The following is a 26,263-nucleotide window of genomic DNA, read 5'->3' as shown; positions in this document are numbered from 1 at the left end:
TGGAGCGGAGGACTCATCGCACCCCACCCGCGCGCTCAATCGGCGCCGAGCGTTTCATAGAGCCGCGCATAAACGCCGCGCAGCGCCTCCGGCAGATCGTCGGCGACGAGGCCGGGGCCGGCGGCGCGCGCGGCCTCGCCATGCGCCCACACCGCCGCAGCCGCCGCCTCATAGGCTGGCATGCCCTGCGCCAGCAGGCCGAGGATGAAACCCGCCAGCACGTCCCCCGCCCCAGCCGTGGCGAGATAAGCCGGTGCGTTCTCGGCGATGGCGGCGCGCCCGTCGGGGGCCGCCACCACCGTGTCCGGCCCCTTCAGCACCACCACCGCCCCGACAGCGGCCGCCGCGGCGCGGGCGCGGGCAAGCTTGCCGGACGCCTCCAGCACCTGCGGCACCCCCTCGAACAGGCGGGCAAACTCACCGTCATGGGGGGTTATGACCAGGGCGCGCGCGCGCCGCGCCAAGTCGCCCACCGCCCAGGCCGCGCCGGCATGGGAGGTGAGCGCGTCCGCATCCAGCACCAGCCGGCGGCCTGGCGCGGCGATCGCGACCAGATCCCGCGCCACCGCCCCGACGCCCAGTCCGGGACCGAGCAGCACCGTGTCGAGCCGCGAATCGGCGAGCAGGGCGGCAAGATCCTGCGGACACTCCAGTGGCCGCGCCATGATCGCCGCGTAGGAACCCGCATGCAGCGGCAGCGCGTCTTCAGGACAGGCCACGGTGACCAGCCCGGCCCCGGCGCGCAGCGCCCCGCGCGCCGCCAGCCGCGCCGCGCCGCTGGTCCAGGCGCCACCACTTACCACCACCGCATGGCCACGCGCATATTTGTGCCCGACGCGGCGCGGCAGCGGAAAGGTCCCGGCCCAGAACTCGGGACCATTAACGGCGGTGCGCGGGCGCACCAGATCGAGCACCGCCTCGGGAATGCCGATATCCGCGACCCGCACCTTCCCGCACAGGCTGCGGCCGGGCTCCAGCAGATGCCCGGGCTTGCGGCGGAAGAACGTTACGGTTTCGACCGCAGGTGCCGCCGCGCCGCGCACCTGCCCGGTCGCGCCGTCCAGGCCCGACGGAAGGTCCACCGCCACGATCGGCCGGCCCGACGTGGCCATGCGCTGCACCAGCGCCAGCGCCGCCCCGTCCAGGTCCCGCGCCAATCCGGCCCCGAACACCGCATCCACGATCAGGTCGCAGGCCTCCACGTCCACCACCGCGGTGTCCTCGACCGGCCCTCTCCACAAGGCGGCGACCGCGGCGGCATCGCCGGTCAGCCGCTCCCGGCCTCCGAGCAGCGCCAGCCGCACACGGTACCCCCGCTGCGCCAGCACCCGCGCGGCCACGAAGCCGTCGCCGCCATTGTTGCCCGGACCGCACAGAACCAGCACCCGGGTGGTGAAGGGGCGGCGGGCCACCACATCGGCCACCGCCCGCCCGGCCTTCTCCATCAAGGCGAGCGACGGCACGCCCATTTCCACCGCACGGCGGTCCGCACGGCCCATCTCCTGGGGGTCGAGAAGCGCGTACACTCCGGTCTCCTCTCGGCAATGCCTAGTTCATGCACAATTGCGAACGGCCCGACGGGCAAACTTTGCACATTTATTAGGCGTAATGACTATTTTTACATCACTTACAAGCCATAACTCGGCCACGCGACGGCGTCTGCCCGTGGACCGGCGCATGGCACGCATCCTGCTTAACTGTCGCCGGCTTGGCCCTGCGGCGGGGGGTCGAGCCACGGGAGACGGAGCGCATGAAGAAGATCGAGGCGATTATAAAGCCCTTCAAGCTGGATGAGGTGAAGGAAGCGTTGCAGGACGTGGGCCTGCAGGGCATCACCGTCACGGAGGCGAAGGGCTTTGGGCGGCAGAAGGGCCATACCGAGCTTTATCGCGGCGCCGAGTACGTCGTGGACTTCCTCCCCAAGGTGAAGATCGAGGTCGTGCTTCCCGACGAGATGGTCGAAAAGGCCGTGGACGCGATCCGCCGCGCCGCGCAGACCGGCCGCATCGGTGATGGCAAGATCTTTGTCTCGCCCGTCGAAGAAGCCATCCGCATCCGCACCGGCGAGTCCGGCCTCGACGCGATCTGACACCTTCAAGATTCAGCAGTTTTCCGCAGAAAGGTAGACAACCACATGACGATCAAGACGGGCAAAGACGTCCTCGATTTCATCAAGGCCGAGGATGTGAAGTACGTCGACCTGCGCTTTACCGATCCGCGCGGCAAGTGGCAGCACGTCACCTTCGACATCTCCATGGTGGATGAAGAATTGTTCTCCGAAGGCACCGCCTTCGACGGTTCCTCCATCGCCGGCTGGAAGGCCATCAACGAATCCGACATGCAGCTGATGCCGGATCCCACCACCGCGGTGATCGACCCCTTCTTCTCCGAGACCACGCTGTCGATCGTCTGCGACATCCTGGAGCCGACCACCGGCCAGCCCTATGGCCGTGATCCGCGCTCGATCGCCAAGAAGGCGGAAGCCTACGCCAAGTCCACCGGCATCGGCGATGCCGTGTACTTCGGCCCCGAGGCCGAGTTCTTCATTTTCGACGACGTGCGCTTCAAGGCCGACCCGTACAACACGGGCTTCAAGCTCGACTCCGTCGAGCTGCCCACCAACTTCGACACCGAGTACGAAGGCGGCAACCTCGGTCACCGCGTGAAGACCAAGGGCGGCTACTTCCCCGTGCCCCCGATCGACAGCGCCCAGGACATCCGCTCCGAGATGCTCGGCGCCATGGCCAAGATGGGCGCCAAGGTCGAGAAGCACCACCATGAGGTCGCTTCCGCCCAGCACGAGCTGGGCCTCAAGTTCGGCTCGCTGGTGACGATGGCCGACCACCTGCAGATCTACAAGTATTGTATCCATCAGGTGGCCAACATCTACGGCAAGACGGCGACCTTCATGCCGAAGCCGGTGTTCGGCGACAACGGCTCGGGCATGCACGTCCACCAGTCGATCTGGAAGGAGGGCAAGCCGCTCTTCGCCGGCGACAAGTATGCCGACCTCTCCGAGTACTGCCTGTGGTACATCGGCGGCATCATCAAGCACGCCAAGTCGCTGAACGCCTTCACCAACCCGCTGACCAACTCCTACAAGCGCCTGGTCCCGGGCTATGAGGCCCCGGTGCTGCTCGCCTATTCGGCGCGCAACCGCTCGGCGTCCTGCCGCATTCCCTACACCAACAACCCGAAGGCCAAGCGCGTCGAGGTCCGCTTCCCCGATCCCGGCGCGAACCCCTACCTCGCCTTCGCTGCGCTGTTCATGGCCGGCATGGACGGCATCCTGAACCGCATCGACCCCGGCCAGGCCATGGACAAGGATCTCTACGACCTGCCCCCGGCCGAGCTGAAGCAGATCCCGACCGTGTGCGGCTCGCTGCGCGAGGCGCTCGACTCGCTCGCCGCCGACCACGAGTACCTGCTGAAGGGCGACGTGTTCCAGAAGGACTTCATCGAGTCCTATATCGAGCTCAAGTACACCGAAGTGATGCGTTTCGAAATGACGCCGCACCCGGTCGAGTTCGAGATGTACTACTCGGTGTGAGGATCGAGGCGGCCCGGCCCGTGCCGGGCCGCTTCCGTGATGTGCACGTTTTCTGCGACTGGGGCGCCCGTTCGAGGCGCCCCTTTTTCTTGGTCATGCAGCCGCCGTGGAAAGCCTTTGGAAAACTCACCCCCCGACGCTTGCCGAACACCCGGCGCTTGCCTATAAGGACCCTGCGCTCAGCGCCCTTCGTCTATCGGTTAGGACGCCACCCTTTCACGGTGGAGAGAGGGGTTCGACTCCCCTAGGGCGCGCCACATGACGTTCATTGATTGGTCATGACGGCGCTCAAATAGCTGCTTCCACTCTGCCGCGACAGGGCTTCAGCGGGTTCCATTCGTCCGGACCGAGGCGCTTGTGCATCGATTCCGACTGGCGAGGAATCCCTCTTCTGCGCGCCGCCCTCCTTCTGCACGCCGTCCTCCACGGCGCTCCGCATGCCCCGGACCAGCGCGTCGGCGATCCGGCCGATGCGCGGAGGCTTCGGCGGCGGCGCTTCACCGTGCTCTTGTGACGACACGCGCCGTGCACTCCCCTACTGGCGGGACGAGACGCAGCGTCCGCGCGGGGGCGGGAAGGTTGGTGGTGTCGGCGCTCCGGTCCTGGATATGCCCAGCCAGCGCTTCCATGGAATCCTGACACGGCTCCCGCCTGAAGCGGCGCCGGCCGACATCTTGCTCGCCCGCAGGGCTCCCCCCACATCGGGGGGCAATCATAAGGAAGCGCCCGCCGCCTGACCGCCGCCGGAGCGAAACCGCGGGGCCCGGCCGCGAGCGGCGCTTCGCCTCCCGCGGGAAGGCCCCATCGCACCGGTCCTTCCGTAAAGACAGGGCACCGGCGCCGAGCTTGGGCTGACCGAGCCTCTTTCACCCGCGCCTTCCGAAGGTCGCCAGGTCGGGGGCCACACGCCATATCTCGCCCGCCCGCGCGCGCCGCCTCGCTCACCGGTATGGTGTTATGGAAGGATTCCCACTTTAAAATTTGACATCCGACAATTTCAAATCCCGCAGGAGGGGAGTACGTTTCAAGAAAATAGAACATAATATAGGGGTTGGAAAATGCCAGACGGTGACCGCGCTTTCGCGTTCTGCTCGGCAGAGCCCTTCAGTGTTCGACGGTATCTTGTGGTGGTGGCCTGTTTTCTGTCATTTGTCTGCGCTCATCCGGCCGCAGCGCAGCAATTCCCTCTTCGTCCCGGTGAGGCCTACGTCACCCGGTTCTCGGGTGTAACGCCAGATGGCGCCGCCATCGATGTGAACGGAACGGTGGGCGGGATCATCGATATTCGCGCGCCGGGCCGGCCTCCGCGCGGCGAGCACTGGCTGGACGAGCCGCAGCGCACCCCTGTCAGCGCGGGCGAGGTGGGACAGATCTTCGGCATCGCCCTGGACGATGCCACGCCGCCCAACATCTACGTTGGCGCCACCGCCGCGTTCGGCCTGCACCTGGCGGCGGACGGACGGCAATGGATGGCCGGCATGTGGGGACGAGACGGAGGCCCCGGAACCATCTATCGCCTCGACGCCGCGCGCAATTACCAGCCGCGGGTGTTTGCGAACGTGACGCTGAACGGACGACCGAACACCGGCGCCGCGCTCGGCAATCTGGCGTTTGATCGCGCCCACCGGCAGCTCTTCGCATCTGATCTCGAGACCGGCTTCATTCATCGTTTCCGCGAGGCGGACGGCGTGGATCTCGGCGCCTACGATCACGGAACACAGGGGCGGCCACGGTTTGTCGACGCACCCTCGGGACAGCTGAAAAGCCTGCCGCCGCTTGTCTTCGACCCCGCCACGCGCGCGCGCATCGCCGACTGCCCCGCCGGAGATTTCGCCCGCGCGCCGGAGTGCTGGAACCTCGCCGCCTCCGGTCGGCGCACCTGGGGCATCGCCGTGCGCTCCGATGTCCGCACCGGCGAGGTCCGCCTCTATTATTCCGTGTGGAGCGGCCCCGGGCCCGGCGCGACGGACTGGAGCCGGCTGCCGGACGACGAGAAGCAGAACGCGGTCTGGTCGGTGCGGATCGCGCAGGATGGCGCGTTCGACCTGACCGACGTGCGTCGCGAGCTTCTGGTTCCGGCCTTCTTCACGCGGCCCGAGGAGGTGGCGCGGTGGGGCTACAGCCACCCGGTGAGCGACATCGCCTTTTCGGAATGCGGCGACCGGAACGTTATGCTGCTCGGCGAGCGCGGCGGCCTGCGCAACCTCGGGCTCGCGGCGGAGAACGCATTCGCCCGGCCCCACGAGGCCCGGGCCCTGCGCTATGCGCTCGACGCCGGCGGGGGCTGGCGTGCGGCCGGCCGCTACGACGTGGGCTTCTATGATCGCCGTGGCGAGGGGCAGCCCTATGTGCGGGCCAATTGCGCCGGCGGCGTCGCCTTCGGCTACGGCTATTCGCCGGGCGACTGGAGCATAGACCGGGCGAGGCCCGACCAGACGGCGTGGCTTTCCGGCGATGTCCTGTGCTCGGCCAAGGGGCCGTGCTTCGCGCCCGGTTCCGAGGCCGCCGTGGATGGCTCCGAGGTGAACGGCATCCAGGGCACGCCAGCGGGAATGGCCGACGAGCTGTTGCCGCCGGAGGCCGCGCGGGCCTATCCGCCAGCGGGGCCGCCCTATCCTCCCGTCGGCCTTGCCCAATCCTATCTGATCGACACCGACATCAACGTCGGCTCCGACGGGCAGGTAGAGCGCAGCGGGTTGACGCGGAACGACGCCACGCGCATCGGCGATGTGGCGATCTACGAGCCCTGCGCCCGGGAGGCACAGGCGCCGCCGCCGCCGGTGCCGCGGCCGGCGGCACCGGCCCGTCCCTCCACCTTGACACTGCTGAAGCGGCAGGTGGACCCGGCCTGCCTGCCGGGCAGCGCCTGCACGTTCGAGGTCATGGTCACCAATGTGGGCACCGATGTGTGGAGCGGTCTCCTGCGCCTCATGGACACGCCGCCGCTGGGCACCGCCGTCCTGAGCGCCTCGGCGCCCTGGCGGTGCGTGGCCATCGGCGACCAGGTGGCCTGCGACTATCCGCAGGGGGTGCTTTACCCCGGCCAGCAACTGGGCCTGACCTTGACCATGCAGTTGCCCCTCGACCTGCCGCAGGGAAGCCTCAACTGTGTCGAAGGCACCTGCATCGTCATCACCACCACGCCGCCGCCCCCGCCGTCCGCTCCGGACCTGACGGTGACGAAGTCGCAGGTGGAGGAGGTCTGCGCGCCGGGCGGCGCATGCAGCTTCAACGTGGTCCTGGCCAACAACAGCCCTGGCGTGTGGAGCGGCATTCCACGCATCATCGACACGCTGCCGCCCGGCACCACGCCGCTGAGCGCGTCCGAACCCTGGGCCTGCGCGCCGCTGGGGGAGCAGGTGGCCTGCGAGTATCCGGAAACAGCCCTCAATCCCGGAGACTGGCTGGTCCTGACCCTGACGGTGCAGTTGCCCGCGGACATGCCGCAGGGCAGCGTCAATTGCGCCGACGATACCTGCATCGTCATCACCTCGACCCCGCCGTTCCCGCCACCGGCCCCGCCCCCGAACATCACGGTGACGAAGGCGCAGGTGGAGCCCGCCTGCACCGCCGGCGGCCCATGCACGTTCAACGTGGTGCTCACCAATTCCGGGGCAGGCGTCTTTGCGGACACCGCGCGCGTCACCGACACGCTGCCGCCCGGCGTGACCGCGTTGAGCGCCTCGGAGCCCTGGGCCTGCGCGCCCGACGGCCTGCAGGTGACGTGCGAATATCCCGGCGCGGTCCTCAATCCGGGAGAAGCGCTGACGCTGACGCTGACGGTGCAACTGCCGCCCGACCTGCCGGCGGGCAGCGTCAATTGCGCGGAGGGCGCCTGCATCCCCATCAACACGACGCCGCCGACACCCGTTCCCACGCCCATTCCCACGCCCACGCCGACGCCCATTCCGACACCCACGCCGACGCCCACGCCGACGCCGGAGACGCCGCGACCGGGAAGCTGCGATGAAGCGCTCCATCCAGGGGGTGACACTCCGGAGACCATCGATATCGCGGTCACCAACCGTCCAGGACAAGCGACCTTCAAGTTCAACACCTTTTCGAAGAAGGACCGGATCCTGGTCTATGTGGACGGCCAGAATGTTCTCGACACCACCTGCGTCGGGTCGGAGGGAACCAGGGACGTGCCGCTGACCCTTCCTCCCGGCGCGCAGAACGTCAGGGTGCGGGTGGAGCCGAACTGCGAGCCGGGCACCGGCACCGGCACCCAATGGGAATTGCAGCTGGTGTGCCCGCCAGCGCCGCAGCCTCCGGCCACGCCACTGATCTCGCGTCCGCCGCCGTCCTATTCGCCTCCAGCCTACGTGCGCCCGCCGGTGGTGCGGAGCCCACCGCCGAACGTGTACGTGCCGCCGGTCCATGCGCCGCCACCAGCGGTCTATGCTCCGCCGCTCTATGTGCCGCCGGATGAGGTGCCACCGGACTACGTGCCCCCGCCGACCATCTACGAGCCGCCGGTCTATCCGCTGCCGCCGCTCTACGTCCCGCCGGTGTATGTGCCGCCGGTGTATGTGCCGCCTCTCGGTCCTCCGCACTACCCGCCGGTGCTGCCGCCGCGGCCTCCGGGTCACTGCGAGCCGGGACAGGTGTGCCCGCCGCTTCCGGGCGGCCACCCGCCGGGGGTGGGTCCCCTGCTGCCGCCGACACCCGGCGTCCGGCCGCCCGGAGGTCACCTGCCGGGGACGAGCCCGCTCCTGCCGCCGACACCCGGCGTCCGGCCGCCCGGAGGGCACCTGCCGGGGACGAGCCCGCTCCTGCCGCCGACACCCGGCGTCCGGCCGCCCGGAGGACACCTGCCGGGAACGAGCCCGCTCCTGCCGCCGACACCCGGCGTCCGGCCGCCCGGAGGACACATGCCGGGAACAAGCCCGCTCCTGCCGCCGACACCCGGCGTCCGGCCGCCCGGAGGACACCTGCCGGGGACCAGCCCGCTCCTGCCGCCGACACCCGGCGTCCGGCCGCCCGGAGGACACCTGCCGGGAACGAGCCCGCTCCTGCCGCCGACACCCGGCGTCCGGCCGCCCGGCGGTCACCTGCCGGGAACGAGCCCGCTCCTGCCGCCGACACCCGGCGTCCGGCCGCCCGGCGGTCACCTGCCGGGGACCAGCCCGCTCCTGCCGCCGACACCCGGCGTCCGGCCGCCCGGAGGACACCTGCCGGGGGCTCCGGCCACGCTGCCGGCACCCGGGGCTCGCCCGCCCGGAGGGCACCTGCCGGGGGCTCCGGCCACGCTGCCGGCACCCGGGGCTCGCCCGCCCGGAGGGCACCTGCCCGGCGCGCCCACCACGCTGCCCACGCAGCCGGGCGGACGACCGCCGAGTGGCCTTCTCCCAGGCGCGCGTCCTCCTGGAGCGCCGGCCGCGCTGCCGACGCAACCGGGCGCCCATCCCCCCGGGGTGCGGGCGCCAAGCGGCACCCTAACCGGGCCCACCCGGCCGGGCCTGCGTCCTGCGAACCGGCCGGTGCCGGCGGCGCCGGGGCCGGGGCCGCGCACGCAAACCCACTCCGGCCGGCCGGGAGCAGTCACCGCGCCGCCGACCCGGGTTCAACCGACGCGACCCGGAGTGCCGACACGCCAGGTGGCCCCCGTCCGGCCCGGGGCACGCCCGCAGGGCGCGGCGCCAAGCCGGCCCCATCCGTCATCGCGGGCCGTGTCCCCGAGCCGCCCCGGCACGCCCCGGGCCGTGGCGCCCACCCGGCCGAATGCCCGGCCCGGGGTACCGTCCCGGCCGAATGCGCCGCCCCGCGCGGCGGCGCCCGCCCATCCAGCCGCGCCGCGGGCGGTGGCACCACCACGGCCAAGCGTGCCGCGCGCCGCGCCAGCCGCGCGGCCGCAACCCTGCAGGCCGGGCATGCGGTGCTGAGGACCACACCGGCGAGGAGGCCCGCCACCGCGCGGCCTTCTCGCCGGACGGCAGACTTCGAAGCTCACGGGAGAATGCAGATGGAAGGTGTTCGTATCGCCGCCCTCAGCCTGGGCGTGGTCGCCCAACTGGCCGCGGCGTCGGCAGAGGATGCAGCCGGGCCGCGGCCTCATCTCGGCGTGTGGGAGGATGTCATCACCGCGCCGCTTCAGGAGGGGCCCTACGGCACAGGCTCGACCTCCACGCAACGCATGGTTGAACGCTGCACGGCCTTCGAATGGTCGGTGAAGACCGACGAAGCTGAGGAAATCACCAAATACACTCAGAACTACCAAAGCGGATATTGTCTCGGCTGGATCAACTCCGCCCTCGCCTTCCTCAATTTTCACAACGAAACCGGACAACATACGCTTGGAGTGTGCCTGCCCGATGGGATCACCAGCCGTCAGGTTGTCGACCTTTTCCTTACATATGTGCACGACAATCCGGATGACCTGAAATACAATCCCTCGCTCCTCATATATTGGTCGCTTCTGGACGCCTACCCCTGCAAGAGCGTGCCCCGCTAACCCCGGCGGAGCGATGATGGCGACGGCATCCCCATGTCCGACGCCGGTACGATCCACCGCTGTCGCGGGCGGCACGGCCCTGACGGGAAACGCCGGCAGCGGACGATCCGCCACCGACCGCGGCGCGCCCCGGCGCTGGCCCGCTGAGCGCGGGAGGCCGGGACGGGACATGCCGCGCAGGCCGTCCCGGCCTTCGCGCCCGGTCCTCGCCGGGCCCACCCCGGCCGGTCAGCGACGTGCGCCAGTCACGCGCCAGCCAGCACCGGCTTGCCGGCGGCGATCCACTCGGCGAGCCGGTCGGCCGCCGCCTCGCCCAGCGCCGGATCGGGATAGCCGTTCACCTCCCGCCCGAACGCGGTGATGAGGCTGAGCGCGGCGGCGCTGTTGGCGCGCAGCTTTTCCACCAGCGCCTCGCCCTCGGCCTTGAGTTGCGCCTTCGGCACCACCCGGCTCACGAGGCCGATGCGGGCCGCCTCCTCGGCGCTCACGTCGCGGCCTGTCGCCACCAGTTCCAGCGCCGTGCGGGGGGCGATGAAATAAGGCAGGTAGACCTGCACGATGAGCGGCGCGAGGCCATGGCCGATCTCGTCGAAGCCGAAGATGGCATCGTCGGCCGCCAGCGAGATGGTGGTGTGCAGCGACACGCCGGAGCCGAAGCCCATGGCGCGGCCGTTGACCAGGGCGATGCTGACCCCCGGAAACGCCCGCAACGCCGCGTTGGCCTTCAGGATCAGGCCCAGGTTCTGGCGGCGCGGCACATCGGGGCGAACCTCCTTCTGGTCGCGGCCGAGGGTGAAATGCTCGCCCTCGGCCGCGATCACCAGCACGCGGGCGCCGCTCGCGCGGGCCGCGTCGAGGGCCGCGATATAATCGAGCATGAGCTGATAGGTGAAATGATTGTGCGTCTGCGGCGTGTTGAAGGTGATGCGCGCGACGCCGTCGGCGGCCGAGTAGTCGATCATGGCAGGGTCTCCAGGCCCAGGTTGGCGCGCAGCGTGGTGCCGGCGAAATCGGTGCGGAACACGCCCCGTTTCTGCAGGATGGGCACGACGCTATCCACGAAGTCGTCGAGGCTCGACGGCAGGGTGTCGATCATCAGGTTGAAGCCATCGGCAGCCTTGGCGCGATACCAATCCTCGATGGTGTCGGCCACCTGCTCGGGGGTACCCACCACCTGGATATGGCCGCCACCGTTCTCGTAGACGATCTGGCGCACGGTGAGCGGCCCCGCCCGGCCGAGCTCCACCGCCGCCGAGCGGAACCCCTCGGAGGCGCGAAAGCCGCCGTTGGCGGCGATGAGATCGAACGGCAGCGGCTTGTCGAGATCGAGATCGGACACTCGCACTCCCACCCGCAGCGCCAGCTTGCGCAGCTCGGCATCACCGGCCAGGGCGTCCAGCTCGGCCTTGCGCTGGCGCGCCTCCGCCACCGTGGAACCGAGCACCGGCACGATGCCGGGCAGGATCTTGAGGGAATCCGCGGCGCGCCCGAAACCGGCGGCGCGCCGCTTCATGTCGGCGTAATAGGCGGCGGCGCTGTCACGGGTGGCATGGACGGTGAACACCGCGTCCGCCACCCGTGCCGCCAGTTGCCGCCCCTGCTGCGAGCTGCCGGCCTGGAACAGGACCGGCCGGCCCTGCGGCGAGCGTGGCAGGGTGAGGGGACCGCGCACGCTGTAATAGCGGCCGACGTGGTCGATGGGCGCCACCTTGGCGCGGTCCACGAAGCGGCCGCCGGCCTTGTCGCCGATCAGCGCGCCCTCTTTCCAGCTGTCCCACAGCGCCAGCACCACGTCCACGAACTCCTCGGCCCGGGCGTAGCGCTCGGGACCGAGCGGCAGGGGGTCGCCGCCGAAATTGGCGGCCACGTCGGGCACGAAGGTGGTGACGATGTTCCAGGCCGCGCGACCGCCGCTGAGATGGTCGAGGGAGGCCGTGCGGCGCGCCAGGTTGTAGGGCTCGTTATAGGTGGTGGAGGCGGTGGCCACGAGGCCCACGTGGCGGGTGGAGGCCGCCACCGCCGCCAGCGTCACTGCCGGATCGAGCGCCCCGAGGTTGGGGCGCTCGAAATTCTCCTCCGCCACCGCCAGCGTATCGGCCAGGAACACGGCGTGCAGCTTGCCGCGCTCGGCGATGCGGCCGATGTCCTGGTAATAGGACAGATCGAGATAGTCGAACGGCGAGCCCTCGCGCTTGCGCCAGCCGCCCAGGTGCATGCCGAGGCCCAGCACCGCGACATTGAGGATGAGGCCGGGCGCGCTCACGACGCCGCCACCGGCAGGCGCAGGCCCTTTGCCTCGAGCAGCGGCAACACGTTCTCGAGGAAGAAATCCAGCTCCGGCCCATAGTCGTAGAAGCCGATCTGGATGCCGTCGAAGCCGGCGGCGTGCAGGCGCGCGATGTCGTCGGCCACGCTCTGCGGGTCGCCGACAATCTGCAGGTGGCCCCCCAGCACCCGGTCGGCCGGCACGTGCTTGGGCCAGCCCTGCGCGTCGCCGCCCGAATGGCGCGCCGTATAGGCGACGATGGAGGCGATGTCCGCCCGCTCGACGATGGCGTCGCGATAGGCCAGGGCCTCGGCGCGGGTGGGCCGGCAGATGATGAGCGGGAAGATGATGATCTTGCCGGCGCGCCCGGTCCTGGCATAGGCGGCGCGGATGCGCGCGGTGTGGGCCGGCAGCGCCGCGATCGCCGTCTCGAACACCGCGCCGCCAGGGCTGGAGGTGAACACCACGTCGGCGTGGCGGGCGGCGAAGTCGAAGCCGGCGTCGGAGGCGCAGGCGGACACCACGATGGGCCGGCCGTAGTGGGGACGCGGCGACACATAGGCACCGTCGAGCTGGTAGAAGCGGCCATCGCGGGTGACGTTGTCCTCCCCCTCCCACAACTCCTCCATGATGGAGACGAACTCATCGGCCTGCTCGTAGCGCAGGTCGTGGTCCACCCGCTGCATGCCGAACATGCGCGGCTCGTGGGCATCGTAGCCGGTGATGACGTTCACCCCGGAGCGGCCGCCGGTGATGTGGTCGGCGGTGGCGGCGAAGCGGGCGAGGTAGAGCGGGTGCAGGTTGCCGTAGAGCACGTGCACGGTGGAAATGGCGATGATGCGGCGCGTCACCGCCCCGAGCGCCACCGTGGTGATGAAAGGATCGAGGAAGTTCTCGCGATAATGGGCCTCGCCGCCGAATCCGCCCTTGGGCAGCCACTGCTGCAGGCTGAACACGAAGTCAAAGCCGTGCGCCTCCGCCTTCAAGGTGAGGGCCTTGTTGTACTCGAAATCCCAGCGGGTGCCGCGCGGGTGGGTGGATTGGGAATAGCCGCCGGTCTGGGTGGGCAGGAACAGGCCAAGCATGAGCGGCTGGCGGGCGGCGCGCGCAAGCGGGCTGTCCTCGAAATCGAGGGGCCCGGCGACGGCTTCGGAAGCTGAGGTCATGGGTTTTCGCGCTGTTGGAACGGGGCGGACAAGGGGGTCCCGCCCCGCTTCAGCGGGGCGGGAGTTTCGCGCGCAGCTTGTCACGCCCCACACCAAAGGGGACGCCCGGCGGAGCGCCATAACCGCCATGTCGGGAACCGCAAGTGTCGCGGAAAGGCTTGGCCCTGAAGGCGCCGCGGCTCAGCAGGCCGCCGCGGACTGCCCCTGGCGCAGGGCATATTTGCGGATCTCGGTGCGGATCAGCCCGGCCAGTTCCCGGGTCGCCGGAGTCAGCGGGCGGTGGCGCGCGAACACCATGGAGAACACGCTCTCGATGTCCGGGGTGATGGGCGCGGCGAAACCCTGCTCCAGCGCGCAATCCTCGGCATGGGCGCCGCACGGCAGCGGCGCGAAGCCGGCCCCGGCGCGGCACAGGGCCTTGATGGTGGCCAGATTGTCCACCTCATAGGCGATGGACAGGCGCGTTCCGGCGCGGGCCGCCTGATGCTCGATGGCCCGCCGCAGGCCGTGATGGCGGCTGGTGAGGATGAGCGGCAATCGCGCCAGCGCCGTCAGCGGCACATGGTCGGCATCCGCGATGCCGTGCGCCTCGGCCAGGGCGCGGGAACCGAACAGATGGGTTCTTTCCTTCAGGATCGGCTCGCCGCTCAGCTCATGGGAGCGCCCGGCATCGTAGAGGATGCCGACATCGATGCGCCCGTTCAGCAGCCATTCGTGGATGACACCGCTGTTGCCGCCGGTGATGTGAACCGCGATGTCAGGAAACATCTCCCGGAACCGCATCAGCAGATCGGGCGCGAAGGTGGCGCCGAGGAACTGCACCACCCCGAGCGAGACCCGCCCGCGCGGATGGGCGCGTTCGTCCTGGATGCGCTGGCGCAGGTCCGACATGTCGTTAAGGTAGCGGTTGGAGATGCCGAGCAGGTCGTCGCCCACGTCGGTGAGCTTGACCCCGCGCCCGGTGCGGAAGAACAGCCGCGCCCCCACCTCCTCCTCGAGCTGCTTCACCTGCCGGCTCAGGGACGGCTGGTCCGTGCCCAACACCGCCGCCGCGCCCGAGAGGCTGCCACTGCGGGCGATCTCGACGAAAAGCTGCAGCTGCCGGATGTTCAAGTGGGTCCCTCGTCTGTCACGGGGGGATTGCCGGGCCGCCCCTCTGCCCGGCCGAGGATAGGGGGGCGGCCGTTTTTATGTCAATTATAATGATTGTTTTAATATATTTATTCCAAGACCCGGACGGCCGTTACCCGAGCTTGAAGGGATCGCGCGGCGCCCCTGACAGCTCCACATAGACCGACTTCGGCTCGGTGAACTCCTGCACCGCGTGCACCCCGTTTTCACGGCCGAGGCCGCTTTCGCCGAAGCCGCCGAAGGGGGCGGTGTAGGACACCACGCGATAGGCGTTGATCCACACCGTTCCGGCGCGCAGCCGGTGCGCCACCCGGTGGGCGCGGGAGACATCGCGCGTCCATACCGCCGCGGCCAGGCCGAAGCGTGTGTCGTTGGCGATGCGCACCGCCTCGTCCTCGTCCTTGAACCTCAGGACGGACAGGACCGGCCCGAACACCTCCTCGCGGGCGATGCGCATGTCGTTGGTGACATCGGCGAAGATGGTGGGCTCCACGAACAGGCCGCCGAGCGGGGCGGCGCGGCCGCCGGTGACCAGGCGCGCGCCTTCGGCCCGCGCCACGTCGAGATAGTCCAGCACCTTGCGGTATTGCGGCGGGTTCGCCACCGGCCCCATCTCGGTCTCGGGGTGCTCGGGATCGCCGAGGCGGATGGCGCGGGTGCGCGCCGCCAGCTTTTCCACCAGCGCGTCGTGAACGCGCTCATGCACCAGAAGCCGCGAGCCGGCCATGCAGGTCTGTCCGGTGGCGCCGAAGATGCCGGCGACGGCGCCGTTGGCGGCAAGATCGAGGTCCGCATCATCGAACACGATGTTGGGCGACTTGCCGCCCAGTTCCAGCGACACCCGGGTCAGGTTCGCCGCCGCCTCGGCGGCAATGCGCTTGCCGGTGGCGGTGGCGCCGGTGAAGGCGATCTTGTCCACCCCGGGATGACGGGCCAGGGCGGCGCCGGTCTCGCCCTGGCCCGTCACCACGTTGAACACGCCGTCGGGAAAGCCGGCCTCGGCGATGCGCCGCGCCAGCTCCAGCGTCGAGACCGGCGCATGCTCGGACGGCTTCACCACGAAGGTGCAGCCGGCCGCCAGTCCGGCCGCCAGCTTGTAGGCCAGCAGCAGGGCCGGCGAGTTCCATGGGGTGATGGCGGCCACCACGCCCAGCGGCTCGCGCCGGGTGTAGATGAAGAAATTGGGCCGGTCGGAGGGCGCGACCTCGCCGCTGATCTTGTCGGCGAGGCCGGCGAAGAACAGGAAGTGGTTCGGCAGGTCGCGCCATTGGCCGATCAGCTCGCGATAGAGCTTGCCATTGTCCTTCAGCTCGATGCGCGCCAGCACCTCGGCGTCGCGGGCGATGATGTCGGCGAGCCGCCGCAGCAGCGCCGCCCGCTCGACGCCGGTGAGGCGCGGCCAGGGGCCCTCGGCGAAGGCCGTGCGGGCTGCCCGCACCGCGCGGTCCACCTCCTCGGCATCGGCCTCCCCCACCACCGCCCACGGCGCGCCGGTGTACGGGTTGAGGCTCTGGAAGCTGCGGCGGGCCGGCACCTCGGCTCCGCCAATGTAAAGACCATAGGTGGGCAGCCCCTGCGCGGGGGTCTCAAGAGGGGTCATGACGCGTGCTCCTTCGGCAGCGATCATCCCGCGGGCAGGCAAGCCCCGCCGCGGTCAGGGTGCGATTGACGGCCAGCTCGATGCCTTGACCGTCAGCTCGATGTCTTGGCGGTGAGGGCGGAGGACACGCCGGCGCCGTAGCCGGGCACGACCCGGGCGTCGATCAGCACCGGCGCGCCAGCCTTGGCGATCTCCACCGCCCGGCGCACGGCAGCGGTGAGTTCGCCCGCCCGCGCCACCGGGCCGATGGCCTCCACCCCCTGCGCCCGCGCCAGGGCGGCGATGTCCACGTCCGGCCCGGCGATCTGCTGGCCGATCCCCTTGTTCTCCACCGGCCGGCCCCGGTGCAGCGCCACCCGCTCCTGGTGCACCTCGTCGTTGAAGAAGGAGCGGTTGTTGGCGATCACGGCGATCAGCGGAATGCGATAGCGGGCGGCGGTCCACAGGGCGCTCGCCGACATCAGCAGGTCGCCGTCGCCCAGCACCGCCAGCGGCAGCCGGCCGCTGCCGTCGAGCGCCAGCGCCGCGCCGATGAGCATGCCGGGACCGGAACCGACGCCGCCGCCGCCGTCATAGCCAAGGAAATCGAGGGGATGGCGGAAATGCCATTCATCGCCGCTCCACCCCAGCGGCAACCGCACCAGGCACACGCGCTCGCCCGCCAGGCCCGCGCCCAGGGCGGCCGCGAGGCGGCGGATGTCGAGCGCGCTGTCGGCGGCAACCGGCGCCACCGCCGGCCGGGTCGGCGCCTCGGCGGGCGCCGTGCCCTCGCCCACGCCGAGGGCATCGGCAAGGGCATGCACGGCGAGGTCCGGCAGGCTGGCGATGGAGAGGTCCACCGCCGGCAGCGCCTGATGCTCCATGCCCCAGCCGTTGTGCAGCTGGTGGTCCAGCGACACCTGGATCACGCGGGCGCGCAGCGGCGCGCCGCCGGCCGCCGCCAGCTTCAAGGTGCCGGCCAGGTCGAGCCAGTCCAGGCTCAATATCACATCCGCCGCCCGCAGCGCCTGCGCTCCGGCGGCATCGAGGAACATGGCCGGCTTGCCCACATGGAGCGGGTGATCGGTGGGAAAGGCCGCGCCGACGCGGATGTCGGTGATGACCCGCGCGCCCAGGCGCTCAGCCAGCGCCACCCGCCGCGCCCAGTCGGCCGGCCGGCGCGAGGTGCGGCCGGCCAGGATCACCACCCGCGCGCCGCCGCCAAACAGCGCCACCGCCTCGGCCACCGCCTCGGTGGGAGGCGCCGCCGGCCGCGGCGGCTTGAACCGCCGCAGGTCCGGCGCCGGCGGCGCGCCGTCGAGGCGCTGTTCCTGGAGCTGGAGATCGAGATTCACATAGACCGGGCCGTGCGGAGCGGTGCGGGTTATGGCATCCGCCCGCACCAGCGCCTCCACCGCCGCCGGGATCGAGGCCGGCTGATCGTCCCACTTGATGTAATGGCGGATCAACGCGCCCTGGTCGCGGCAGGTGTGCAGCCAGTCGATCCAGGGGCGGCGGGCCGCGGCATCCACCGGGCCGGTGGCGCCCAGCAGCAGCAGGGGCACCCGGTCGCACCAGGCGTTGAACACGGCCATGGAGGCATGCATCAGGCCGACGTTGCTGTGCACGATGGCGGCCAGCGGCTCGCCTGTGACCTTCGCGTAGCCGTGGGCGATGGCCACCGCATGCTCCTCGTGCAGGCACAGCAGCAGATGCGGCGCCTCGTTGCCGAGGTGGTTGACGAGGCTGTCGTGGAGGCCGCGAAAGCTCGATCCGGGGGTGAGCGCCGCATATTTCACGCCGAGACGACGCAGCGTGTCGGCGATCACATCGCTGCCCCAGACGCCGTTCGCACCGCTTGCCACGGGCCGGTCTACACTACTGACGATACTCACATTTTCACCCATCGCTCGGAAGCGGCCGAGGCGAGGGTCACATAGCGCCCCCGGTGAGGCCAATGCGGCACCGGCCATAGCTGCTATGAGAAATGATTAATTTTATCGATTTTATATATTGTGATTTACCCTACGGACCCCGCGACCGGCGCGCCCTGCGCCCGCTCGCGCTCCGGCTGAGGACGTGACAGATGATTTCCGGGACGATCGTTCCCCCGCTGACGCCGTTCACCGACGACCTGAAGGTGGATTTCGCGGCGCTTGGGGCCGGCGTGGACTATGTGGTGGAGCGCTGCCGCGCCTCCATGGTCATCGCCGCCGGCGTCGAGGCGCAAGAATACCAGTATCTCACCTTCGAGGAGCGCAAGGACCTCATCCGCGCCACGGTGGAGCGGGTGGACGGACGGCGCCCGGTGGCAGTGGGTATCTCCCACCCCTCGTTCAAGGTCGCGGTCGCCCTTGCCCATTTCGCCGAGGAACTGGGGGCGAGCGCCCTGCAGCTGCTGGCGCCGCTGAAGCCCACGGGCGGAGCCCCCACCACCGCCGAGCTGGTGCGCTATTTCGAGCTGGTGGCGCGGGAAACCCGCCTGCCCATCATGCTCTATCTCAACGCCGGCCCGGGCGCCGACGTCTCCATTCCCGCCACCATCGAGCTGGCCAAGCTCGACCGCGTGAAGTTCATCAAGGAAAGCTCGCGCGACCTGGCGCGGGTCTCGCGCCTCATCGCCGAGATCGAGCTCGCCGGGCACGCCCGTTATTTCACCACCATGCAGATGCTGCTGATCACCCTGCAGCTCGGCGGCTCCGGCATCACCCTGCCGCCGCCGGCGGCGGAAATCGCGCGCCACGCCATCGATGCCTTCGCGGCCGGCGACACCGCCCGCGCCATCGCCCTGCAGAAGCAGTTCGCCACCTTTCCAAACCGCTGGATGGGCAATGGCCTCGCTGCCGTGATGAAGGCCGCCTCCACCTGGCTGGGGGTGCCCGCCGGCCTGCCCTACCCGCCTTATGCCCCGGTGTCCGGCGCCGACCTCGAGGCGCTTCACGCCTATCTCGCCACCACCGCCCTCGCCTCCCCCGTCCCCGCCCGCGAGCCCGCCGATGCTTGAGATCAAACGCCTGTCCGACGCCGAAGCCACGATCCTGGTGGACGGGGCGGTTCAATCCTCCCTCGCCCTTCACATTCCCATGTGCATCGCGGTGGCCGACGAGAGCGGCAACCTGATCGCCTTCAAGCGCATGGACGGCGGCAAGATCAGCTCCATCTCCATCGCCATCGACAAGGCCTTCACGGCGGCGGCGGCGCGCAAGGGCACCCACGTCTACAACCAGCTCTGCCAGCCCGGCCAGCCCACCTTCGGCATCCACATCACCAATGGCGGGCGTTTCTCCATCATCGGTGGCGGCCTGCCGGTGATCGTGGATGGCGCCATCGTCGGCGGGGTGGGCATCAGCTCCGGCACTGCCGGCGAGGACCAGGTGGTGGCCCAGGCGGCGCTCGACCACTTCCACGCCGTCACCGGGTTCACCGCCTGATGGCCGCGACGGCGGACGCCGCGGCCCGCGCCACCGCGCCGGGCGCGGCGGCGGGCGCGGGCGCGCCCGCCGTCTCCATCCGCGGCCTTAGCTTTCGCGTCGCCGCACGCGGCGGCGGGCACACCCCGATCCTGTCCGGCATCGACCTCACCCTCGCGGCCGGCGAGTTCGTCGCCATCGTCGGCCCCAGCGGCTGCGGCAAGAGCACCCTGCTCAATTTCATCGCCGGCCTGCTACCGGTCAAAACCGGCAGCGTCTCGGTGCTGGGCGGGCCGCCCGGCGCCGCCGGTGTCGGTTACATGTTCCAGACCCATGCGCTGCTGCCGTGGCGAACGGTGCTGCGCAATGTGGAGCTGGGGCTGGAAGTGGCCGGCATGGACCGCGCCGAGCGGCGCCGGCGGGCCACCCATATGCTGGCCCAGGTGGGCCTGGAGGGCCACGCCCTGCATTTTCCCGCCGAGCTGTCCGGCGGCATGCGCCAGCGGGCGGCGCTGGCGCGCACCCTGGTGGCCGACCCAGCGCTTTTACTCATGGACGAGCCGTTCGGCGCCCTCGACGCCCAGACCAAGCTGAACGCCCACGCGCTGTTCCTGCGCACCTGGGAAGCGGCGAGCGCCACTGAACGCAAGTCGGTGCTGCTCGTCACCCATGATCTGGCCGAAGCCATCGCCCTCGCCGACCGGGTGCTGGTGATGGGCGCCCGGCCGGGCCGGGTGGTCGCCGAATACGCGGTGGAGCTGCCCCGCCCGCGCGACGTGCAGAGGCTCCACAACCTGCCGCGCTTCAACCTGCTCCTGGACCGCATCTGGGACCACCTGCGGCAGGAGCCGCCCGATGGCCCCGACGCCGGGGAGGAGCCCGCATGAGCGCGCCAAGGCCGGCCGCGCCCGGCACCATCCTGTCGCTTCAGGCGGCCATCCTGGTGGTCGTTCTGGCATTGTGGGAGGGGCTGGGGCGCATCGGCGTCATCGACCCGTTCTGGGTCTCCAGCCCGAGCCGCATCCTCGAGGCCTTCATCGCCGCGCTGCGCACCGGCGAGATCGTCCGCCATACCCTGGTGACCGGCGGCGAGACCCTGGCCGGGCTCGCGGTCGGCGCCGGGCTCGGCGTGCTGCTGGGCCTGCTGCTGGGCCTGAGCCGGCTCGTGGGCGCGGCGCTGGAACCGTTCGTCATCGCCCTCAACAGCCTGCCTCGGGTGGCGCTGGCGCCGCTCATCATCATGTTCGTGGGCATCGGCTTCGCCTCCAAGTTCGTGCTGGCGGTGTCGCTGGTGGTGGTGCCGATGATGATCAACACCTACGAGGGCCTGCGCAGCGTCGATCCGGCTCTGGTCAAGCTGATGCAGGTGTTCCGGGCGTCGCGGGCGCAGATCTTCTTCAAGGTCCTGCTGCCCAATTGCGTGCCGTGGCTGTTCTCCGGCCTGCGGGTGTCCATTTCCTTCGCCATCATCGGCGCCATCGTCGGCGAGCTGATCTCGGCGCGCGCCGGCATCGGCTACATGATCGACCGCGCCGCCGGCGACTTCAACGTGACCGGCATGCTGATGCCGCTCACCGTGCTGATGCTGGCCGCCTTCGGCCTCGACCGGCTGGTGCTGGCCATCTCCAACGCCCTCATGCGCTGGCGCGACGCGGCCCATTAGCCGCCGGCCGCCTCCCCTTCCCTTCCGCACCCGATCCAAGGAGAGCCCCGTGACCCACAGCTTCAATCCCCTGCGCCGGCTGGTGCTGGCCGCCGGCCTCGCCCTGCCGCTCGCCGGCGGCCTCGTCTCCGGCCTCGCCCACGCCGCGGACAAGGCGGCCGCCGCGCCGGAAAAGATCGCCATCGGCATCTCCAACCGCTCGCTTCTGGGCCTGCCGGTGGTGGTGGCCAAGGAGCGCGGCTTCTTCGCCGAGGAAGGGCTGGACGTCGGCATCGACTATTTCGCCGGCGGTACCCCGGCGACCGCCGCGCTCATCGGCGGCTCGGTGCAGTTCATCGACGCCGCCTTCGAGAACAACATCAAGGCGGTGAAGAACGGGCAGAAGCTGGTGTCGGTGCTCAACCTGCAGACCGACTTCGCCGGCGCCGTCATCGTGCGCAAGGACGTGGCCGATAAACTCGCCGGCAAGCCGACGGTGGCCGACCTCAAGGGCCTGAAGATCGGCACCCTGGCGCGCGGCGGCTTCGCCGACGTGTCCACCCGCTACATCCTCGCCGATGCCGGCCTGGACGCCGAGAAGGACGTGACGCTGGTGCCCATCCGCGGCGCCGACCGTCAGCTCACCGCCGGCGAAGCGGGGGAGATCGAGGCTGCGTTCGTGATGGAGCCGTGGTCGGTCATCGCGGTGGAGAAGAGCAACAAGTGGGCCTATGTGCTCAACATCACCACCGGCGAGGGACCGAAGGTGTTCCAGGGCCTCGGCTACATCACCCTGCAGACCACCCGCGACTATGTGAAGACGAACCGCCCCATCGTCGAGAAGGTGGTGCGGGCGCTGGTCAAGGCCCAGAGCTACATCGTCGATCCCGCCAACATCGATGCCCTGGCCGCCATCGCCGATCGCGAGTACGGCGGCTCGGGGGTGGACGTGGTGAAGATCTCGCTGGCCCGGCAGGCGCACAGCTTCGCCCCGGCGCTGAGCCCCGAGAACGTGGCCAAGACCTCCGAGCTGCTGCTGAAGAGCGGCGCCATCGCCGCTCCCGCCCCCAGCTTCGACGAGGTGGTGGATACCTCCTTCGCCCCGCTGTGGAGCGCCTTCCGGAAATGAGCCCGCGCGCCCGCCGTCCCCTTCCGTTCCTCCCGCCCCGGTTGCGCCCCATGATCCGTTCGGCCTTCGCCACCCTCGCCCTCGCCGGCGCGCTGCTCGGCGCCCCCACCGCCTTCGCCCAGACGGCCCCGGCCCCCGTGCGGCCGCTGACCTACGGCTACATCTCCTCCACCGCCTATTATTGGGACGTGTTCGCCGCCATCGAACTGGGCTTCGCCAAGGAAGCCGGCCTCGACATCACGGCGACGCGCATCGACAGCGCCAGCCAGGCCATCCAGACCCTGGTGACGGGGGCGGTGGACATCGTGTCGGTGCCGGCGGAACTGGTCATCGCCGCCGCAGAGAAGGGCGGCGACGTCAAGGCCATCGGCACGGAAACCCGCCGCACCTCGTTCTCGCTCGTCGCCCAGGGCGACATCCGCGGCTATGCCGACCTCAAGGGCAAGGCCATCGCCGTCACCCAGCTCAACGAGGCGGCCGCCACCATGGTGCGGCAGCTGCTGAAGAAGAACGGCCTGGAGGCGGACGACTACCAGCTGGTGGCGCTGGGAGCGACGCCCAACCGCTTCGCCGCGCTGCAGAACGGCGGCGTGGCGGCGGCGCTGCTGTCGCAGCCCATCGACTTCAAGGCCGTGGCCGACGGCAAGGTGAAGCTGGGCGACACCGCCGACGCCTTCACCGGCCCCTACATCGTGTTCGCCGCCACCGGGACCTGGCTGAAGAGCCACCCCGAGGAGGCCGCCCGCTTCCTCGCCGCCGCCCGGCGCGGCGCGCAGTGGCTGTACGACCACAAGAACCGCCAGGCCGCCATCGACATCCTGGTCAAGGCCATCAAGTCCAGCCCCGAGGACGCCGCCAAAACCTATGACTTCTATTTCGGCCCCGACCGGGTGATCTCCCCCGATCTCGCCCTGACCGCCGCCGATCTCAAGCCCTATCTCGACATCCGCAAGAGCACCGACGATCCGGCCGGGTTCGTCGATCTGTCGGCCCTCGCCGCCGCCGGCAAGCCGTGACCGGCCATGGCTGAACGACGTGTCGTCCGGGCGCGGCGCTGCCGGCTGGTCCGCGGTCTCGCCTCGGTGGTGGGCGGGCTGGTGCTGTGGGAGCTGGTGGGCCGCTTCGTGGTCACCAACCCGATCCTGTTCGCGCCCCTGTCCAAGGTGCTCGCCGTCGGCTGGACGCTGACGGCGAGCGGCGAGCTCGGCCGCCATCTGGCGGTGAGCATGGCCGAATTCGCCGGCGGCTTCGCCCTGGCGGCGCTGGTCGGCGTGGCGTTCGGCCTGCTCATGGCGGTAAACCGCTTCGCCCGCGACATCTTCGACCCCTGGGTGTCGTTCCTCTATTCGAGCCCGCTGGTGGCCTTGATGCCGCTGCTGATCGTGGTGTTCGGGCTCGGCTACGCCTCCAAGATCGCCATCGTCTTCATCGTGTCCGTGTTCCCCATCCTGCTCTCCACCTATTCGGGCGTGTCCACCATCGATCGCCATCTGGTGGACGTGGGCCGGGCCTTCAATGCCAGCCGCCTGCAGCGCTTCACCAAGATCCTGCTGCCCGCCGCCCTGCCGGCGGTGGTGGTGGGCCTGCGGCTCGGCATCGGCCGGGGCCTTACCGGCGTGGTGGTGGGGGAGCTGTTCGCCGCCAATGGCGGGGTGGGCTTCCTCATCGCCACCGCCGGCCAGAGCTTCGACACGCCGGTGGTGCTGTTCGGAGTGCTGGTGCTGTCGCTGGTGGGCCTCATCCTCACCGAGGCGCTGCACGCGCTGGAACGGCGCATCGCCCCCTGGCGCGCCACCGTGGCGGAGATTTCCTGATGGCGCCCGCGCTTGAAGTCAAAAACCTGTCCAAGAGCTTCGAGGGCCGCGGTGCCGACCGCCGCACGGTGCTGTCGGAAGTGTCGCTCGCCATCGCCCCGGGCGAGTTCATCTGCGTCGTCGGCGCCAGCGGCTGCGGCAAGACCACCTTCCTGCGCCTGGTGGCGGGGCTGGCGGCACCCGATGGCGGCGAGATCCGGGTCGGCGGCCACCCCATCCACGGCCCGGGGCCTGACCGCGGCCTGGTGTTTCAGCATGACAGCCTGCTGCCGTGGCGGCGGGTGGTCGACAATGTGGTGTTCGGCCTGGAGCTGCAGGGGGCCAGCCGCAAGGCGGCGCTGACGCGGGCGGCCGAGCTGATCGAGCTGGTGGGCCTCGCCGATGCCGCCGAGCTGTTCCCCCACGAGCTGTCCGGCGGCATGCGCCAGCGCGTCAACCTTGCCCGCGCGCTGGCGATCGATCCCGACATCCTCCTGATGGACGAGCCGTTCGCCGCCCTCGATGCCCAGACCCGAGAGATCATGCAGCGGGAGTTGCTGAAGATCTGGGCCCAAAGGCGCAAGACGGTGCTGTTCATCACCCACCAGATCGACGAGGCGATCTACCTCGCCGACCGGGTGCTGGTGTTCGGCGCGCGGCCCGGCCGGGTGGTGGCCGACATCGCCGTGCCCTTCGCCCGCCCCCGCGCGCTGCCGCTGAAGCGCACGCCGGCCTTTCTCGGCCTGATGGACGAGGTGTGGACCCTCATCGAGGCCGAGGCCACGCGCGCCGCCACCAGCGTCGATGCGGGGAGCTGACGGCGGCGAACCGCCCGGCACCCCGGCAACATAGCCGCTATGCGTGGACGCGCATGGGAGCGGAGCCGTGGTGACGTTGACAATAAAGTTATTTTATTGATTTAATAGACTTATGTCACGCACCTCAGACCCCCCCCTGAACCGCCGCGCGCTCCTCAGCGCCGCAACCCTCGCGGCCTCGGTCGGCGCCCTTGTGTCGCTCTCCGGCGCGATGGCGCCGGCGCGCGCGGCCGAGCCCATCCGCATCGGCTTCTTCGCCCCGCTCACCGGCAACGTGGCCGCCTATGGCGTGCGCTTTCGCGAGGCGGTGGAACTGAAGGTGGATGAGGTGAACGCCAAGGGCGGCATCGACGGCCGCCCCATCGAGCTGGTGGTCGAGGACGACCGCAACCAGCCCAAGGACGCCGCCACCATCGCCCAGAAGCTGGTGAACACCCCCGGCCTGGTGCTGGCCATCGGCGGCTTCTCCACCACCGCCTCGCTCGCCGCCGCGCCCATCTTCGGCGAGGCCAAGATTCCGCAGGTCAGCCCCTCGGTCTCCCATCCCGATTTCACCCGGCAGAGCGACTACCAGTTCCGCCAGAACAACCGCGAGGACAATCTCGCCCTCACCAACGCCGAGATCATCCTCGACAAGCTGAAGGCCAAGACCGTCGTCATTCCCTACAACCAGGACGACTGGGGCCAGTTCTCCTCCAAGACCACCGCCGAGGCGGTGGAGAAGGGCGGCGGCAAGGTGCTGCTGCTGGAGCCGGTGGCGCCGAACTCCAAGGACTTCCGCCCGCTGGTTTCCAAGATCAAGTCGCTGAATCCGGACGCGGTGTTCGTGGCGCTCTACGCCCAGGAAGCGGCCATCCTCACCCAGCATCTGCGACAGGCGGGAGTGAACATCCCCATCGGCGGGCCGACCCCGCTCACCAATCCCAAGTTCATCGAGCTCGCCGGCAAGGATGCGGACGGGGTGGTGCTGCACACCATCTTCTTCGTCGGAGATCCCGCCAAGCAGGACTTCGTCAAGGCCTACGAGGCCCGCTACAAGCGCCCGCCCGACCAGTGGGCCGCGCTCGCCTACGACACCGCGGGCGTCTCCATCGACGCGATCCGCCGGGTGGCGGCCTCGGGCAAGCCGATCACCGGCGAGGCGGTGCGCGACGCGCTCGACAACGGTCCCGCCTACGAGGGCGTGACCGGCGTCACCAAGTACAATCGCGGCGACGTGACCAAGAAGCCCACCATCATCACCATCCGCGACGGCGCCTATTCGGCCCTGTAGCGGCTCCGGGATGCGCCGCCACCGCGCATCCCGGAGCTCCCGGCCCTCCGCG

Annotated in this window: 21 protein-coding genes and 1 tRNA gene; 14 read left to right on the top strand and 8 right to left on the bottom strand. The window is 70.0% G+C overall.

Translation table 11 applies throughout. The annotated features are described in order from the left end of the window. Window positions 1-35: 35 nt before the first annotated feature. On the bottom strand, window positions 36-1,499 hold the full coding sequence (locus tag V5F53_RS02420) for an NAD(P)H-hydrate dehydratase (protein WP_393997029.1): 1,464 nt from the start codon (window positions 1,497-1,499) through the stop codon (window positions 36-38). Between the two features lie 251 nt (window positions 1,500-1,750). On the opposite strand from V5F53_RS02420, the gene V5F53_RS02415 reads away from it, so the two are divergent. The 3 genes from V5F53_RS02415 to V5F53_RS02405 all read left to right on the top strand — a co-directional run bounded on the left by V5F53_RS02415 (window position 1,751) and on the right by V5F53_RS02405 (window position 3,807). Beyond that, window positions 1,751-2,089 (top strand): P-II family nitrogen regulator, encoded by a 339-nt coding sequence (locus V5F53_RS02415; RefSeq protein ID WP_393996878.1) that lies wholly within the window; start codon window positions 1,751-1,753, stop codon window positions 2,087-2,089. A gap of 51 nt (window positions 2,090-2,140) precedes the next feature. Continuing rightward, the gene (glnA, locus tag V5F53_RS02410; protein ID WP_393997028.1) at window positions 2,141-3,550 is read left to right on the top strand and encodes a type I glutamate--ammonia ligase; all 1,410 of its coding nucleotides are present in this window, start codon (window positions 2,141-2,143) and stop codon (window positions 3,548-3,550) included. Between the two features lie 182 nt (window positions 3,551-3,732). Then, window positions 3,733-3,807, top strand: a tRNA-Glu gene (locus V5F53_RS02405). Between the two features lie 8 nt (window positions 3,808-3,815). Here the strand turns inward: V5F53_RS02405 and V5F53_RS02400 are convergent. Further along, window positions 3,816-4,070, bottom strand: a complete 255-nt coding sequence (locus V5F53_RS02400; RefSeq protein WP_393996877.1) for a hypothetical protein — start codon at window positions 4,068-4,070, stop codon at window positions 3,816-3,818. A gap of 745 nt (window positions 4,071-4,815) precedes the next feature. Between V5F53_RS02400 and V5F53_RS02395 the strand changes: the two genes are divergently transcribed. Together V5F53_RS02395 and V5F53_RS02390 are read left to right on the top strand one after the other, a co-directional pair. Next, window positions 4,816-9,435 (top strand): COG1470 family protein, encoded by a 4,620-nt coding sequence (locus V5F53_RS02395; RefSeq protein WP_393996876.1) that lies wholly within the window; start codon window positions 4,816-4,818, stop codon window positions 9,433-9,435. 80 nt (window positions 9,436-9,515) lie between these two features. Beyond that, window positions 9,516-10,004 carry a Rap1a/Tai family immunity protein gene (locus V5F53_RS02390; RefSeq protein ID WP_393996875.1) on the top strand — a complete coding sequence of 163 codons (489 nt, stop codon included), beginning with the start codon at window positions 9,516-9,518 and terminating at the stop codon, window positions 10,002-10,004. A 245-nt stretch (window positions 10,005-10,249) separates the two neighbouring features. Here the strand turns inward: V5F53_RS02390 and V5F53_RS02385 are convergent, their stop codons facing one another. The 6 genes from V5F53_RS02385 to V5F53_RS02360 form a co-directional block, all read right to left on the bottom strand. After that, window positions 10,250-10,966, bottom strand: a complete 717-nt coding sequence (locus V5F53_RS02385; RefSeq protein WP_393996874.1) for an enoyl-CoA hydratase/isomerase family protein — start codon at window positions 10,964-10,966, stop codon at window positions 10,250-10,252. Beyond that, window positions 10,963-12,267, bottom strand: coding sequence for an LLM class flavin-dependent oxidoreductase (locus tag V5F53_RS02380; protein WP_393996873.1), 1,305 nt, complete (start codon window positions 12,265-12,267; stop codon window positions 10,963-10,965). The genes V5F53_RS02385 and V5F53_RS02380 overlap by 4 nt, the downstream gene beginning before the upstream one ends. Then, a complete protein-coding gene (locus V5F53_RS02375; RefSeq protein WP_393996872.1) occupies window positions 12,264-13,436 on the bottom strand; it encodes an LLM class flavin-dependent oxidoreductase in 1,173 nt (390 codons plus the stop codon). Before V5F53_RS02375 ends, V5F53_RS02380 begins: the two co-directional genes overlap by 4 nt. Window positions 13,437-13,616: 180 nt before the next feature. Further along, window positions 13,617-14,549, bottom strand: coding sequence for a LysR family transcriptional regulator (locus V5F53_RS02370; RefSeq protein WP_393996871.1), 933 nt, complete (start codon window positions 14,547-14,549; stop codon window positions 13,617-13,619). A gap of 130 nt (window positions 14,550-14,679) precedes the next feature. Continuing rightward, window positions 14,680-16,167: an aldehyde dehydrogenase gene (locus V5F53_RS02365; protein WP_393996870.1), complete on the bottom strand. Its 1,488-nt coding sequence runs from the start codon at window positions 16,165-16,167 to the stop codon at window positions 14,680-14,682. Window positions 16,168-16,259: 92 nt separating this feature from the next. Then, window positions 16,260-18,011, bottom strand: a complete 1,752-nt coding sequence (locus V5F53_RS02360) for a thiamine pyrophosphate-binding protein (RefSeq protein ID WP_393996869.1) — start codon at window positions 18,009-18,011, stop codon at window positions 16,260-16,262. A 221-nt stretch (window positions 18,012-18,232) separates the two neighbouring features. On the opposite strand from V5F53_RS02360, the gene V5F53_RS02355 reads away from it, so the two are divergent. The 9 genes from V5F53_RS02355 (at window position 18,233) to V5F53_RS02315 (ending at window position 26,211) form a co-directional block, all read left to right on the top strand. Then, the gene (locus V5F53_RS02355; RefSeq protein WP_393996868.1) at window positions 18,233-19,150 is read left to right on the top strand and encodes a dihydrodipicolinate synthase family protein; all 918 of its coding nucleotides are present in this window, start codon (window positions 18,233-18,235) and stop codon (window positions 19,148-19,150) included. After that, window positions 19,143-19,577: a GlcG/HbpS family heme-binding protein gene (locus V5F53_RS02350; RefSeq protein WP_393996867.1), complete on the top strand. Its 435-nt coding sequence runs from the start codon at window positions 19,143-19,145 to the stop codon at window positions 19,575-19,577. Before V5F53_RS02355 ends, V5F53_RS02350 begins: the two co-directional genes overlap by 8 nt. Continuing rightward, entirely contained in the window at window positions 19,577-20,443 is an 867-nt protein-coding gene (locus tag V5F53_RS02345; protein ID WP_393996866.1) for an ABC transporter ATP-binding protein, read from the top strand. Before V5F53_RS02350 ends, V5F53_RS02345 begins: the two co-directional genes overlap by 1 nt. Further along, complete coding sequence (locus tag V5F53_RS02340; RefSeq protein WP_393996865.1) at window positions 20,440-21,219, top strand: ABC transporter permease; 780 nt, start codon at window positions 20,440-20,442, stop codon at window positions 21,217-21,219. Before V5F53_RS02345 ends, V5F53_RS02340 begins: the two co-directional genes overlap by 4 nt. A gap of 49 nt (window positions 21,220-21,268) precedes the next feature. Continuing rightward, window positions 21,269-22,327 (top strand): ABC transporter substrate-binding protein, encoded by a 1,059-nt coding sequence (locus tag V5F53_RS02335; RefSeq protein ID WP_393996864.1) that lies wholly within the window; start codon window positions 21,269-21,271, stop codon window positions 22,325-22,327. A 50-nt stretch (window positions 22,328-22,377) separates the two neighbouring features. Further along, the gene (locus tag V5F53_RS02330; protein ID WP_393996863.1) at window positions 22,378-23,343 is read left to right on the top strand and encodes an ABC transporter substrate-binding protein; all 966 of its coding nucleotides are present in this window, start codon (window positions 22,378-22,380) and stop codon (window positions 23,341-23,343) included. 6 nt (window positions 23,344-23,349) lie between these two features. Then, entirely contained in the window at window positions 23,350-24,141 is a 792-nt protein-coding gene (locus tag V5F53_RS02325) for an ABC transporter permease (RefSeq protein ID WP_393996862.1), read from the top strand. Continuing rightward, window positions 24,141-24,938 carry an ABC transporter ATP-binding protein gene (locus V5F53_RS02320; RefSeq protein ID WP_393996861.1) on the top strand — a complete coding sequence of 266 codons (798 nt, stop codon included), beginning with the start codon at window positions 24,141-24,143 and terminating at the stop codon, window positions 24,936-24,938. The genes V5F53_RS02325 and V5F53_RS02320 overlap by 1 nt, the downstream gene beginning before the upstream one ends. 112 nt (window positions 24,939-25,050) lie before the next feature. Next, complete coding sequence (locus V5F53_RS02315) at window positions 25,051-26,211, top strand: ABC transporter substrate-binding protein (protein WP_393996860.1); 1,161 nt, start codon at window positions 25,051-25,053, stop codon at window positions 26,209-26,211. Window positions 26,212-26,263 lie beyond the last annotated feature (52 nt).

The organism is Xanthobacter cornucopiae, from assembly GCF_043195065.2.
Taxonomy (GTDB): domain Bacteria; phylum Pseudomonadota; class Alphaproteobacteria; order Rhizobiales; family Xanthobacteraceae; genus Xanthobacter.
The sequence above is the reverse complement of the archived record's forward strand: the minus strand, read 5'-3'. Positions and strand labels throughout refer to the sequence as shown.